General features: G+C 72.3%; 11 protein-coding genes. 2 read left to right on the forward strand and 9 right to left on the reverse strand.

Features of this window, described 5'->3' with window-relative positions:
* Nucleotides 1-64 precede the first annotated feature (64 nt).
* Genes D0T12_RS29150 through D0T12_RS29170 form a run of 5 tightly spaced genes read right to left on the reverse strand, consistent with a single transcriptional unit; the run spans nt 65 to nt 4952 of the window.
* Nucleotides 65-2119 (reverse strand): xanthine dehydrogenase family protein molybdopterin-binding subunit, encoded by a 2055-nt coding sequence (locus D0T12_RS29150; RefSeq protein ID WP_117403587.1) that lies wholly within the window; start codon nt 2117-2119, stop codon nt 65-67.
* A complete protein-coding gene (locus D0T12_RS29155; protein WP_117403589.1) occupies nt 2116-3093 on the reverse strand; it encodes an FAD binding domain-containing protein in 978 nt (325 codons plus the stop codon). The genes D0T12_RS29150 and D0T12_RS29155 overlap by 4 nt, the downstream gene beginning before the upstream one ends.
* The gene (locus D0T12_RS29160) at nt 3090-3635 is read right to left on the reverse strand and encodes a 2Fe-2S iron-sulfur cluster-binding protein (protein ID WP_117403591.1); all 546 of its coding nucleotides are present in this window, start codon (nt 3633-3635) and stop codon (nt 3090-3092) included. The genes D0T12_RS29155 and D0T12_RS29160 overlap by 4 nt, the downstream gene beginning before the upstream one ends.
* A 30-nt stretch (nt 3636-3665) precedes the next feature.
* A complete protein-coding gene (locus tag D0T12_RS29165) occupies nt 3666-4568 on the reverse strand; it encodes a Cgl0159 family (beta/alpha)8-fold protein (protein ID WP_233526346.1) in 903 nt (300 codons plus the stop codon).
* 3 nt (nt 4569-4571) lie between these two features.
* Entirely contained in the window at nt 4572-4952 is a 381-nt protein-coding gene (locus D0T12_RS29170; RefSeq protein ID WP_117403593.1) for a phage holin family protein, read from the reverse strand.
* 137 nt (nt 4953-5089) lie between these two features.
* Between D0T12_RS29170 and D0T12_RS29175 the strand changes: the two genes are divergently transcribed.
* The gene (locus D0T12_RS29175; protein WP_117403594.1) at nt 5090-7228 is read left to right on the forward strand and encodes a terpene synthase family protein; all 2139 of its coding nucleotides are present in this window, start codon (nt 5090-5092) and stop codon (nt 7226-7228) included.
* Here D0T12_RS29175 and D0T12_RS29180 read toward each other — a convergent pair.
* From D0T12_RS29180 to galT, 4 genes are all read right to left on the reverse strand, one after another.
* Entirely contained in the window at nt 7218-7745 is a 528-nt protein-coding gene (locus D0T12_RS29180; RefSeq protein ID WP_199487771.1) for an NADAR family protein, read from the reverse strand. The two genes, D0T12_RS29175 and D0T12_RS29180, sit on opposite strands and share 11 nt — an antisense overlap.
* Before the next feature lie 335 nt (nt 7746-8080).
* Nucleotides 8081-9166 (reverse strand): LacI family DNA-binding transcriptional regulator, encoded by a 1086-nt coding sequence (locus tag D0T12_RS29185; protein WP_117403598.1) that lies wholly within the window; start codon nt 9164-9166, stop codon nt 8081-8083.
* Nucleotides 9167-9278: 112 nt separating this feature from the next.
* Nucleotides 9279-10184, reverse strand: a complete 906-nt coding sequence (locus D0T12_RS29190) for a WD40 repeat domain-containing protein (RefSeq protein WP_117403600.1) — start codon at nt 10182-10184, stop codon at nt 9279-9281.
* A 67-nt stretch (nt 10185-10251) separates the two neighbouring features.
* Entirely contained in the window at nt 10252-11250 is a 999-nt protein-coding gene (gene galT, locus D0T12_RS29195; RefSeq protein WP_117403602.1) for a galactose-1-phosphate uridylyltransferase, read from the reverse strand.
* 106 nt (nt 11251-11356) lie between these two features.
* On the opposite strand from galT, the gene D0T12_RS29200 reads away from it, so the two are divergent.
* Nucleotides 11357-12247 carry an LLM class flavin-dependent oxidoreductase gene (locus D0T12_RS29200; RefSeq protein ID WP_117403604.1) on the forward strand — a complete coding sequence of 297 codons (891 nt, stop codon included), beginning with the start codon at nt 11357-11359 and terminating at the stop codon, nt 12245-12247.

Below are 12247 nucleotides of genomic sequence, written 5' to 3' on the forward strand. Positions count from 1 at the left end.
GGTCCCGTCCAGGCAAGGTTCTCATCCGCGGGCGACATCCGGTCGCCGCCGGGCCGAAAAGCCCTCAGAGGCGCGGGACGAGTGTCGCCGGGGTGATCGGCAGGCTCCGCACGCGGACGCCCGTCGCGTGATGGACGGCGTTGCCGACCGCCGCGGCGGCCCCGACGATGCCGATCTCGCCGATGCCCTTGGCGCCCATCGGGTTCAGGTGCGGGTCCGACTCCTCCACCCAGACCGCGTCGACGTCGCGGACGTCGGCGCACGACGGGACGTGGTACTGGGCCAGGTCCCGGTTGAGGTAGTCGCCGAACTCCCGGTCCATGACGCTCTCCTCCATCAGCGCCATGCCGATCCCCATCGTCATGCCGCCGATGAACTGGGACCGGGCCGTCACCGGGTTGATGATCCGCCCGGCGGCGAAGACGCCGAGCATCCGGCGGACCCGGACCTCGCCCGTGTCGGCGTCCACCTCCACCTCGGCGAACTGCGCGCCGAACGCGTGCCGGGAGAACGCCTCCCGCGCCTTCACCTCCTCGGTCGTGTCGGCGGACACCTCCAGCCCCTCCGCCGGGAGCCCGCCGTTCAACTCGGCGCGCAACGCCTCGCACGCGCGGACGACCGCCGTGCCCCAGCCGGCCGTCCCGGACGAGCCGCCCGCGACGGTCGCCTTCGGCAGCGAACTGTCGCCGATCTCGACCCGCACGTCACCGAGGTCGGCCTTCAACGTCTCCGCGGCGATCAGGGCGAGGGTGGTGCGGGCGCCGGTGCCGATGTCGGCGGCCGCGATCCGGATCGTGAACGTCCCGTCCGGCTCCGCGCGGGCCGTCGCCCGGTTGGGGGCCATGTAGGCGGGATACGTGGACGCGGCGACGCCCATGCCGACGAGCTTGCGGCCCTCCCGGCGGGCCCGGGGCGCGGGGTCTCGCCCGGCCCAGCCGAAGCGCTCGGCTCCCTCCTGGAGGCACGCGACCAGGTTGCGGGAGCTGAACGGCAGCCCGTTCTCCGGGTCCCGGTCGGGCTCGTTGCGGATGCGCAGCTCGATCGGGTCGACGCCGGTGGCGACGGCGAGCTCGTCCATGACGGACTCCAGCGCGTACATGCCGGGCGTCTCGCCCGGGGCGCGCATCCACGACGGAGTCGGGACGTCCAGGGCGACCAGCCGGTGCGACGTGCGCCGGTGCGGCGCCTGGTACATGACGCGGGTCGGCGTCGCGGTCTGCTCGGCGAACTCCTTGACGGTGGACGTCTGCTCCACCACGTCGTGCAGGACGGCGTTCAGGCGCCCGTCGGAGTCCGCGCCGACGCGGAAGCGCTGGATCGTCGGTGTCCGGTAACCCGTCGTCGCGTACATCTGCTGGCGTGGAACCGCGAACTTGACGGGACGTCCCACGGCGCGGGCGGCCATCGCGGCAATGACGACGTTCGGCCGAGGGGACCCCTTGGAACCGAACCCGCCACCGACGTGCGGTGACACGACCCGTACCTGCGTCCGGTCAAGGCCGAACACCCGGGCGATGATGTTCTGCACGGACGACGCGCCCTGCGTCGAGTCGTACAGCGTGAGGCCGTCGTCGTTCCACTGGGCGAGCGTGGTGTGCGGCTCCATCGGATTGTTGTGCTCGGCGGGCGTCGTGTAGGTGACGTCCACGCGCACGGCCGAACACCCGTACGCGTCCTCGGGTTCGCCCTGCTCGGTGTCGGCCGGGAAGGTGGGGTTCACCTTGTCGGGCTTGTAGAGGTCGGGATGGTCGGTGCGCAGCCGCACGTCCGGTGACTCCGCCGCGTACTCGACGCGGAGACGACGGGCCCCCTCCCGCGCTGTTTCGAGCGTCTCACCGACCACGACCGCGACGAACTGGCCACGGTAGGAGACCGTCCGGGACTGGAAAAGGGCCAGTTCGCCGTCCGGCGGATCGTGGAGCTTCGGCGCGTTCTCGTGGGACAGGACGGCGAGCACGCCGGGAAGCGCCAGCACGGAGTCGGCGTCCACCGCGACGACCTCACCGCGTCCGACGCTCGCCTGTACGGCCGCCGCGTACGCGACGTTCTCGACGGGATACTCGAACGCGTACCGCGCCGCTCCCGTGACCTTCTCGCGGCTCTCCAGGCGTTCGGTCATGCCGTCCCCTCCACCAGTTCCGTCAGCGTCCGGACGATCAGGTTGCGCGCGAGCGGCACCTTGTAGGCGTTGTCGCGCAGCGGGGCGGCGGCCTCCAGCTCGGCCTCGGCGGCGCGCAGGAACGACTCCCGCGTCGCCGCCGACCCGCGCAGGACCGCTTCGGCGCGGCGGGCCCGCCACGGCTTGTGCGCCACGCCGCCCAGCGCCACCCGGACGTCCCGGACCACGCCGTCGTCCACGTCCAGCGCCGCCGCGATCGACACCAGCGCGAACGCGAACGACGCCCGTTCCCTGACCTTGCGGTACCGGGACGGCATGCCGAGCGGCGGAACCTCGACCGCCGTGACGAGGTCGCCCGGTTCGAGGACGGTGTCGCGTTCGGGCTCGGCGCCGGGGAGCCGGTGGAACTCGTCCATGGGGATGGTCCTCTCCCCGGCCCGGTTCCGGACGCGCACCGACGCGTTCAGCGCCGCCAGGGCCACCGCCATGTCGGACGGGTGCGTCGCCACGCACGCCGTGGAGTGCCCCAGGATCGCCAGGTTGTGATGCTCGCCCTCCCGCGCCGGGCATCCGCTGCCGGGGTTCCGTTTGTTGCACGGCTTGGCGGCGTCCTGGAAGTAGGAACAGCGGGTGCGTTGCAGAAGGTTGCCGCCGACGGTCGCGAGGTTGCGTATCTGCCCGGACGCACCCGCCAGGACGGCCTGCGCCAACATGGGCTGTCCCTCGCGCACCGCCCGGTCCGCGGCGAGGGCGCTGTTGCTCACGGCCGCGCCGATGACGAGCCCTCCGTCCGGGGTCAGCTGGATCTGGTCGTACGGGAGGTGCGCGACGTCGACGAGCCTGGCCGGTGTCTCGACGCCGAGCCGCATCAGATCGACGAGGTTGGTGCCGCCACCTAGGTAGTACGTCTCGTGGTCGTGGCGTGCCAGGGCGTCCTCGGCGCTGGTGGCGCGCTCGTAAGTGAAGGGCCTCATGCCTCGGCGGCCTCCCGGTCCTGGGCCGCCTGTTTCACGGCGGCGACGATGCCGACGTACGCTCCGCACCGGCACAGGTTGCCGCTCATCCGTTCGCGTATCTCGTCGTCGTTCAGAACGGGGTCGGAGCCGAGGTCATCGGTCACCACGCTGGGCCAACCTCGGGCGACCTCGTCGAGCATCCCCGTCGCGGAGCAGAGCTGACCGGGGGTGCAGTACCCGCACTGGAACGCGTCCTGTTCGATGAACGCCCGCTGGATCGGGCTGAGCTGGTCGCCTTGCGCGAGTCCTTCGACGGTGACGATGTCGGCGCCGTCATGCGCGACGGCCAGCGCGAGGCAGCCGTTGGCGCGGCGTCCGTCGATCAGGATGGTGCAGGCGCCGCACTGGCCGTGGTCGCACCCCTTCTTCGAACCGGTCAACCCCAACGTCTCGCGCAGCACGTCCAGGAGGGACGCTCGCGTGTCGACGTTGAGCCGGTGTTCCTGGCCGTTCACGACGAGGGTGATGTCGGCATGTACCGGGGTGGTCGCGTTGTTCATGGTTCCGGCCTACCCTGGAAGCCCTGTCGATCACAACACCTCGACGGCCGTGTCGACGGCGCTTCTCACGTCTCCGTCCCGCGGATACAGCAGCGCGCGTCCCGCGACGATCCCCCGCACTCCCGGGATCCGCAGCGCGCGCCGCCAGCCGTCCAGCCACTCCCCCGGCTCGCCGCCGGTGTCGCCGCCGAGCACCAGCACGGGCAGCGTCGTCGCCGCCACCACCCGTTCCATCTCCGGCACGACCGGTGCCGCCAGCCACGTGTACGCCGACGTGACGCCGAGCCCGGACGCGACCGACACCGCGCGGATCATCGCCTCCGGCGTCACCAGGTTCCGGACGCGGCCGTCGACGCGGTGCGCGACGAACGGCTCCACCACGGCCATCAGCCGATGCGACGCCAGCCTCGACACCGCACGCGCGCAGCCCTCCAGGGTGCGGACGGTCGCCGGGTCGGTGTCGTCGACGCGGAGGAGCATCTTGCCGCCGTCGAGACGGGACGCGGCGATCGCGTCGGCGTCGTAGGCGGTGAACCGGTCGTCGACCTCGAACACCGTCCCGGCGAGCCCGCCCCGGTTCATCGACCCGATCGCGAGACGGCCGTCCAGGACGCCGAGCAGCATCAGGTCCTCCAGGACGTCGGGGGTGCCGATGACGCCGTCCACGCCGGGCCGGTCGACCGCGACGCACAACCGGTCGAGCAGGTCGCGCCGGTCCGCCATCGCGGTCAGGTCGCCGCCGACGCCGAGGGTCCCCCGCGCGGGCTGGTCCGCCGCGATGATCAGCAGCGGGCTCGACCCGCCGGGCGGCCCGTTCCGGCGCTCCCGGGCCGCCGCGGCCTCGGCGATCGCCTCGGGCCGGGCGGCGCGCACGCCGGTCAGATCGGTCGGATCGCCGACACGCGCCTCCCCGGGCCCGCCGCCGCCCGCCATGCGTCAGGTGGAGCGGTCGGTGTCGGTGAGCGTCTCCAGGACCTGGCGCACCGTCTGGCTCGGCAGCGGCGCCGGCAGGCCCTTCCACTTGCGGGACGCGGCCAGCGCCGCGGCACCGGCACCGCTCCCGTACACGGCCGCCGCGACGAACGACGCCAGCTCCGGCGGCAGCTTCTTCTCCAGCAGGATCACGTTCATCCGGTACGTGGCGGCCGCCGCCATGGCGCCGAACGCCCCCGCCACGACCCCCAACCGCAGCGCCGGCAGACGCTGCCGCGCCTTGGCCGCCATCTCCTCCTGCGCGGCGTCGATCACCCGCCGGACCAGCAGGAGGTTCTGCTCCAGCGAGTCGTCGATCTCCGCGGGCTCGTACGACTCCGTCATGCCCACGCTTTACCCAAAAGCGTGCGAGAGATTCCGGAGAGCAATGTGTCACCATCGGTAACTTCGTGGGTGCTGTAAGTTGCCGATCGGCCCCAGGCCCCGACGGACTCCGTGGCCCCCGACAGAGAGGCCGGTCGATGCAACCGTTCGAGCTGCCCGACTTCTACGTCCCGTACCCGGCCCGGCTGAACCCGCATCTGGAGCGGGCGCGGGCCCACACCATGGCGTGGGCCCGCGAGATGAGGATGCTGGACGACCACCGCGACCCCGGCACCCCCGACATCTGGAACGAGCCACAGCTCGAAGCGATGGACTACGCGCTGCTGTGCGCCTACACCCATCCCGACTGCGACGGCCCCGAACTCGACCTCATCACCGACTGGTACGTCTGGGTGTTCTACTTCGACGACCACTTCCTTGAGGTCTTCAAGAAGCATCACGACCAGGCGGGCGCACAGGCGTATCTCGACCGGCTTCCCCCGTTCATGACGCTCGACCCGCCGGACCCGGCGAACGCCGTGGAGCGCGGGCTGACCGACCTGTGGGCGCGGACCGTCCCGGCGCGATCGGTCACCTGGCGTCGCCGCTTCTCCGAAAGCACCTTGAACCTGCTCCGCGAATCGCTGTGGGAACTGTCCAACATAAGCGCCGGGCGCGTCCCGAACCCGGTCGAGTACATCGAGATGCGCCGCAGGGTCGGCGGGGCGCCCTGGTCGGCCGACCTGGCGGAGCACGCCGCGAACGTCGAGATCCCCGAACGCGTCGTGCGGACCCGTCCGCTCCGCGTCCTCAAGGAGACGTTCTCCGACGGCGTCCATCTGCGCAACGACATCTTCTCCTACCAGCGCGAGACCGAGGCGGAAGGAGAGATCAACAATTTCGTCCTGGTGATGGAGCGCTTTCTGGGCATCGCCCCGCAGGCCGCCGCCGACACCGTCAACGACCTGCTCACGTCCCGGCTTCGCCAGTTCGAGAACACCGCCGTGACCGAGCTGCCGCAGCTCTTCGAGGACCACGCCCTCGACCCGGTCGAGCGCCTGCGGACAACCCTGTACGTGAAGGCCCTCCAGGATTGGCAGTCCGGGGGCCACGAATGGCACACGCGCTCCAGCCGCTATATGAACAAGAAGGCGCTGGGCATGTCCGCCGCCCGGGTGCCCGCACTGCTCCGATCGGGCCGGATCAGCCTGCCGCACGTTCCGTACCAGAAGGTGGGTCCGACGTTGCTCCCGGACTTCGACGTCCCGTACCCGGTCCGCGTCAACCCGCACCGCGAACGCGCCGGGGAGAACGTCGTCGCCTGGTGCCGCGACATGGGCATGTTCGACCCGCGACCGCGCCATCCCGAGCCGGTGTGGGACGCGGAGCGGGTGACCGGTTTCGCGTTCGAGGTCTGCGCCGCGTCCGTCGCCCCCGACGCGAACCCCGAGGCACTCGACCTCGTGACGCGGTGGCAGGCCTGGGGCGCCTTCGTCGACGACTACTTCCGCGCCGTCTTCAACCGCGACCATGACATGGCCGGGGCGAAACGGTTCCACGCCCGCCTGCCCGCGTTCATGCCCATGGACTGCGGCACCACGCCCTCTCCCGAGAACGCCGCCGAGTCCGGCCTCGCCGATCTGTGGTCACGCACCGCCACCCCCATGGACGACAACGGCCGTCACGAACTCCGCGCCGCCGTCGAGCACATGACCGAAAGCCGACTGTGGGAACTGAACAACCATCTCCAGTCGCGCGTCCCCGACCCCGTCGACTACCTCGAAATGCGCCGGCGCGCCTTCGCCCCCGAACTGACGCTGACCCTCTCCAAAGTCGAGCACGCCCGCGAGATCCCCGCGCGGGCCTTCGAGAGCCGCACCCTCCGCGAGATCGAGGCCTCCGTGATGGACGTCGGCTGCCTCCTGAACGACTGCTTCTCCTACCGCAAGGAGATCGAGGACGAGGGCGAACCCAACAACGGCGTCCTCGCGGTGCGGAACTTCTTCGCCTGCGGCCGTGACGAGGCCCTGTCCATCGTGAACGACCTCATCACGTCCCGCCGCCACCAGTTCGACCGGCTCACCGAACACGAACTCCCGGCCCTCGCCGACCGGCTCGCGCTGGACGGCCCCGCCCGCGCCGCCCTGTCCGCCTACGTCGGCGAACTCCGCGACTGGACCGCCGGAGTCCTCCGCTGGCACCGCGAGTCCGCCCGCTACGACGAACGCGGCACGCCGCCGCGCGTTCCGCGGCCCACCGGCCTCGGCACCTCGGCGTTCCGCCCGGTCAGGGGGTGAGGGACTCGCGGGCGGCCATCAGGGCGAAGCCGAGGAGGTTCTGGCCCCGCCAGGCCGACACCTGCTCGGCGCGGGGGTCGTCGACGGCCAGCCCGATGCCCCAGATGCGGTCCACCGGGCTCGCCTCCACGAGAACGCGGTCGCTCGTACCGAGGAGATAGTCGCGGAGTTCGTCGTTCTGGGAGAACTTGGCCACATTGCCCTTCGTGACGATGGCGAAGCGGTTGTCCCGCCAGGCGCGCTCGTCGAAGTTCCGGACGCGGCGGCCCAACTTCTTCGCCTTGCTCGGATCGGACGAGGCGACGATGGCGGCGGCGGAGTCCTCGTCGCCGAAAAGACGCGCCTTCTCGGCCATCATGTAGTGCTCGGCGGTGGCGTAGGTGACGCCGTCCACGGTGAAGGGCGACGGCCACCACTGGCTGAGGCAGCCCGGATCGATGTTTCTGTGACCCCAGAAGAACAGGAACTTCAGGGGCGTGCCCTCGTTCTGGAGGCGGAGCAGTTCGGCGACGTCCATGGGGAAAGCGTGCCAGGAAGGTCGGACACCGGCGAGCGGCTTTCCGGCCGGGCCGCGGCCGTTCGGCATGAGGTCTAGACCCATTTGCGGAAACGGGCCGGTCATCGGAACATCTTCTCCATCTCAGGCGGCCCTACAGGAGGACAGCAGTAGCGATGAGCAACCCCTTGGCGAACCCTCGTCGTACCAAGATCGTCGCGTGGCCGGAGCGGCCGCCGACGGACACCGGCTCCGAGCGTCCGACGGAGACCGAGGCGAGAGAGACCGCCGCGCGTTGACGGCCACGGCCGAACAGATGTCGAACCCGTCCGGCTCCCCGGACGGGTTCCGCCGTTTCACGCGGCGGGCGGGGCGGTGCTGGCGCGCAGGACGACCTCGCCGGCGACGCGTTCGACACGGCTGCGGCGCGCGGCGGGTTCGCGAAGCGCCAGGCCCATGACGCGTTCGCCCATCGCGTCCAACGGGAGCGCGACGGTGGTGAGGGACGGGGTCAGGTCGCGGACGATCGGGATGTCGTCGAAACCGGCCAGCGAGACGTCGCCGGGCACGGACACGGCGTTGTCGCGGAACGCGGCGAGCGCGCCGATCGCCATCAGGTCGGTCACCGCGAACACGCACGTCGGACGGTGCTGGAGCCGCACCAGTTCGGTCGCGGCGGCATACCCGCCGGCACGGGTGAAGGGCGCCTCGACGATGCGCCCCGGCGGGATCCGGACGCCCGCGCCGGCGAGCGCGTCGACGAAGCCGCCGAGCCGGTCGGAGGCCGTCGTGAGCGCGCGGGGGCCCGTCAGCACCCCGAAGTCGCGGTGCCCGAGGTCGAGCATCGCGCGGGCGAGGGCGGCGGCGCCCTCCCGGTTCTGCGGCAGGACCGCGTCGACCCGGAGACCGCGGTGGCGGCTGAGCACGGCGACACGGCCGCCGGTGCGCTGGTAGGGGTCGAGTTCGGCGCACATCGACCGCTCCCAGTCGCGGTCCTCGTAACCGGAGCCGATGAGCAGGATGGCGCGGGCCCGCTGGGCGCGCAGCATCGCCACGTACTGGACCTCGCGGGCGGGGTCGTGGAACGTGCTGGCGAGCATCACGAGCACGCCGTGGTCGGCGGCCGTGCGCATCACTCCGTCGGCGATGGCGGCGAAGTAGGGGTCGCTGACGTCGTGGCAGACGACGCCGACGGACTTGCTCGACGAGCCGGCCAGCGCCTGCGCGTGCGCGTTCGGGGTGTAGCTGAGGTCGGCGGCGGCCGCGAGCACGCGCTCCCGCAGGTCGGCCCGGACCTGGGAGGTCCCGTTGAGGACGCGGGACGCGGTGGCGAGCGAGACCCCGGCCTCCTCCGCCACGTCCTGGAGCTTCACGTTCGCGCGGCCCCGGGCCCCCTCCCTCCCGGCCGTCACGGATCGGTGCGCGTCCCCCGGTTCCGTCATCCCCCGCCCCCCTCGCCGCCGGCCGGCGTGGTCCCGCTCCGCGGAATCCGCGCCCGTGCGTCACCGTACCCAGAAAGCGTTTTCCCGAACGGTGTCGAACGGTCGGGGCCGGTCAGCGCAGCCGGGCGGCGAACAACCCGTCGTCGGTGGCGGCGACGAGCGTGCCGTCCGGGGCGAGGGCCAGGTCGTGGACCGGTGCCGGGACCTTGACGCGGTGGGACGGGTCGGGCTCCGCGGCGTCCCAGGCCAGCACCGCGCAGGGGTCGTCCCGGAGCGCGGCGGCGACCAGCAGGGGGCCCGCGCCGGAGGCCGCGACCGGCCCGCAGGGCTCGGGGACGGTGAGGACGGCGAGACCGTCGCCGTCCACGCCCCGGACGCGCAGGGCGCGCTCGGCGACCTCGACGAGGACGAGGCCGTGCGGCGACGGCGCCATCACGGCGCGGCCGGACGGGACGGCCGTGACCGCGTCCCCGCCGCGTTCCACGTCCAGGACGAGCACGTCGGCGCCGCCGGTCAGCGCGACGACCGGGCCGGACGCGGGGGTGGCGTGCAGCATCGACCGGTCGATGTCCGTGTGGTGCCCGAGCCAGAGGGTGAACTCGGCCAGCCGGTCGCCGGTCGCGGCGTCCCAGACGACGACCTCGGCGTCGCACGCGGGGCCGAAGACCGCGACGACCGCGCCGCGGCCGGAGTGGGCGGCGAGGCCGAGCAGGTCGGGTTGGCCGTCCACGACCAGTTCCCCGCCCGTGCCGAGGTCGTGGACGTGGACGCGGTCACGGTGCGTCCACGCCACGATCGGCGAGGCCGCGGGGACGCCGAACGTCCACTCGGCGCGTCCGGCGGGGAAGCCGGGGATCGGCGGGCCGTGCACGGCGCCGGACGTCAGATCCCACAGCTGGCCCGTGTTCGCGCCGTGGGACGTCCGGGAGGCGAAGGCCAGCGGCGGCCCTTCGGAGGTGGCGGCGACGCCGTCGAACGCCCCTTCCGCGAGCGGGGAGGCCTGCACGCTTTCCGGCATGCGTCGGAGGTTAGGCCACGCGACTCAGATCGTTCCATGGAGTCAGGAAAACCAGACCGGGACGTGATTAGAGCACGACCTCGCGGAGACGCGCGGCCGCGTCCTCGGGCGGAACGTCGTTGAGCCAGGCGCCCATGCCGGACTCCGATCCCGCCAGATATTTGAGCTTGTCGGGGGCGCGGCGGACGGAGAAGAGCTGGAGCTGGAGGCGGACGAGGTCGCGTCCCTCGCCCACGGGCGCCTGGTGCCAGCCCGCCACGTACGGGAGCGGCGCGCCGTAGAGGGCGTCGCAGCGGCGGAGCAGGTCGCGGTGGAGGGCGGCCAGCTCATCGCGTTCGGCGTCGTCGAGGGCCGGGAGGTCGGGGACGTGGCGGTGCGGCGTCAGGTGCACCTCGACGGGCCAGCGGGCGGCGGCGGGCACGTACCCCGTCCAGTGCTCGCCGGACAGGACGACGCGGGGCCCGGCGAGTTCGGCCTCCAGCACGTCGCCGAACAGCCCGGGGCGGGCGGCGGCCCGCGCGAGCACCCGTTCGGTCCGGGGTGGGACGAACGGATACGCGTAGATCTGTCCGTGGGGGTGGTGCAGGGTCACGCCGATCTCGACGCCGCGGTTCTCGAACACGAAGACCTGCGCGACGCCCGGGAGCGCGGACAGTTCGGCGGTCCGGTCGGCCCAGGCGTCGACGACCGTCCGGAAGCGGGTGACGGGGAGGTCCGCCATGGACGTGGAGTGGTCGTCGGTGAAGCACACGACCTCGCAGCGCCCGTCGCCCGCGAAGGACGGGAACCGGTTCTCGAAGACCACGACGTCGTAGGACGGGTCCGGGATCTCCGAGGCGGGACCTCCCGGGCACAGCGGGCACCGGTCGGCGGGCGGCAGGAACGTCCGGGCGTTGCGATGCGCCGTGATCGTGACATGGTCGCCGGTGAGCGGGTCGCGGCGGATCTCGGACACCGGCTCGACCCGCGCGAGGCGTCGCGGGTCGGCGACGGGCACCCGGCCCGGTGTCTCGTCGTAGTAGACGATCTCGCGGCCGTCGGAGAGCCGCGTGCGTGTCCGGTGCATTGCCCGGGATGCTACCGGCGGCTCGCGGGGCGGTCGTGTTTCCCGAGGTGCGTGACCAGGCGCTCTCACCGGGAACAGAGCGTGGTCGCCCGGGGTTCTGGGCGACATGAGCGACTATGGCAGGCCACTGGAGTTCGGGTACTTCCTCGTCCCCAACGCGGACGATCCGCTTCTGGACACGGCCCGTGCCGCCGACCGGGTGGGGCTGGACCTGATCGGCGTCCAGGATCATCCCTACCAGCGCCGGTACGTCGACACCTGGACGCTGCTCAGCATGATCGCCGCCGTCACCACGCGGGTCCGGGTGTTCCCCGATGTCGCGAGCCTTCCGCTGCGGCCACCGGCGGTGCTGGCCAAGGCCGCCGCGAGCCTGGACGTCCTGAGCGGCGGACGCGCCGAACTGGGTCTCGGCGCGGGCGCCTTCTGGGAGGCGATCGAGGCGTTCGGCGGCCCGCGCCGGACGGGCCGGGAGGCGGCGGACGCGCTGGAGGAGGCCGTGACCGTCGTCCGGGAGGTCTGGAGCGGGGAGCGGAACCTCCGTTTCGACGGCGACCACTACCGGTTGAAGGGCGCCAAGGCCGGGCCGGTCCCGGCGCATCGGATGGAGCTGTGGCTCGGCGTCGGCGGCCCGCGCGGTCTGGCGCTGACGGGACGGGCCGCCGACGGCTGGCTCCCGTCGACGCCGTGGGCGCCGCCGGAGCGGCTGCCGGAGCTGCACGCGCGCATCGACGAGGCCGCCGTGTCCGCCGGACGCGACCCGGCGGAGATCCGCAGGCTCTACAACGTCAACGGGACGATCACCGACGGGGCGTCCGAGGGGTTCCTGCGCGGTCCGGTGTCCCAGTGGACGGACGAGCTCACCGATCTCGCCGTCGGCTCCGGGATGGACACCTTCATCCTCTGGGCGGAGGGCGACCCGGAGACCCAGATCAGGCGATTCGCCGAGGAGGTCGTGCCTGAAGTCCGCGCCCAGGTGGCGCGGGAGCGCGGCGCCTGA

Origin of the sequence: Actinomadura spongiicola, from assembly GCF_003432485.1 — a bacterium.
In the GTDB taxonomy this organism is placed as follows: Bacteria; Actinomycetota; Actinomycetes; order Streptosporangiales; family Streptosporangiaceae; genus Spirillospora; species Spirillospora spongiicola.

Coding starts and splice junctions, on each gene's coding strand:
- D0T12_RS29160 (WP_117403591.1), bottom strand. CDS start 3,635: ATGAACAACGCGACCACCCCGGTACATGCCGACATCACCCTCGTCGTG.
- D0T12_RS29165 (WP_233526346.1), bottom strand. CDS start 4,568: ATGGCGGGCGGCGGCGGGCCCGGGGAGGCGCGTGTCGGCGATCCGACC.
- D0T12_RS29180 (WP_199487771.1), bottom strand. CDS start 7,745: ATGGACGTCGCCGAACTGCTCCGCCTCCAGAACGAGGGCACGCCCCTG.
- D0T12_RS29170 (WP_117403593.1), bottom strand. CDS start 4,952: ATGACGGAGTCGTACGAGCCCGCGGAGATCGACGACTCGCTGGAGCAG.
- D0T12_RS29155 (WP_117403589.1), bottom strand. CDS start 3,093: ATGAGGCCCTTCACTTACGAGCGCGCCACCAGCGCCGAGGACGCCCTG.
- D0T12_RS29150 (WP_117403587.1), bottom strand. CDS start 2,119: ATGACCGAACGCCTGGAGAGCCGCGAGAAGGTCACGGGAGCGGCGCGG.
- D0T12_RS29190 (WP_117403600.1), bottom strand. CDS start 10,184: ATGCCGGAAAGCGTGCAGGCCTCCCCGCTCGCGGAAGGGGCGTTCGAC.
- D0T12_RS29200 (WP_117403604.1), top strand. CDS start 11,357: ATGAGCGACTATGGCAGGCCACTGGAGTTCGGGTACTTCCTCGTCCCC.
- galT (WP_117403602.1), bottom strand. CDS start 11,250: ATGCACCGGACACGCACGCGGCTCTCCGACGGCCGCGAGATCGTCTAC.
- D0T12_RS29175 (WP_117403594.1), top strand. CDS start 5,090: ATGCAACCGTTCGAGCTGCCCGACTTCTACGTCCCGTACCCGGCCCGG.
- D0T12_RS29185 (WP_117403598.1), bottom strand. CDS start 9,166: ATGACGGAACCGGGGGACGCGCACCGATCCGTGACGGCCGGGAGGGAG.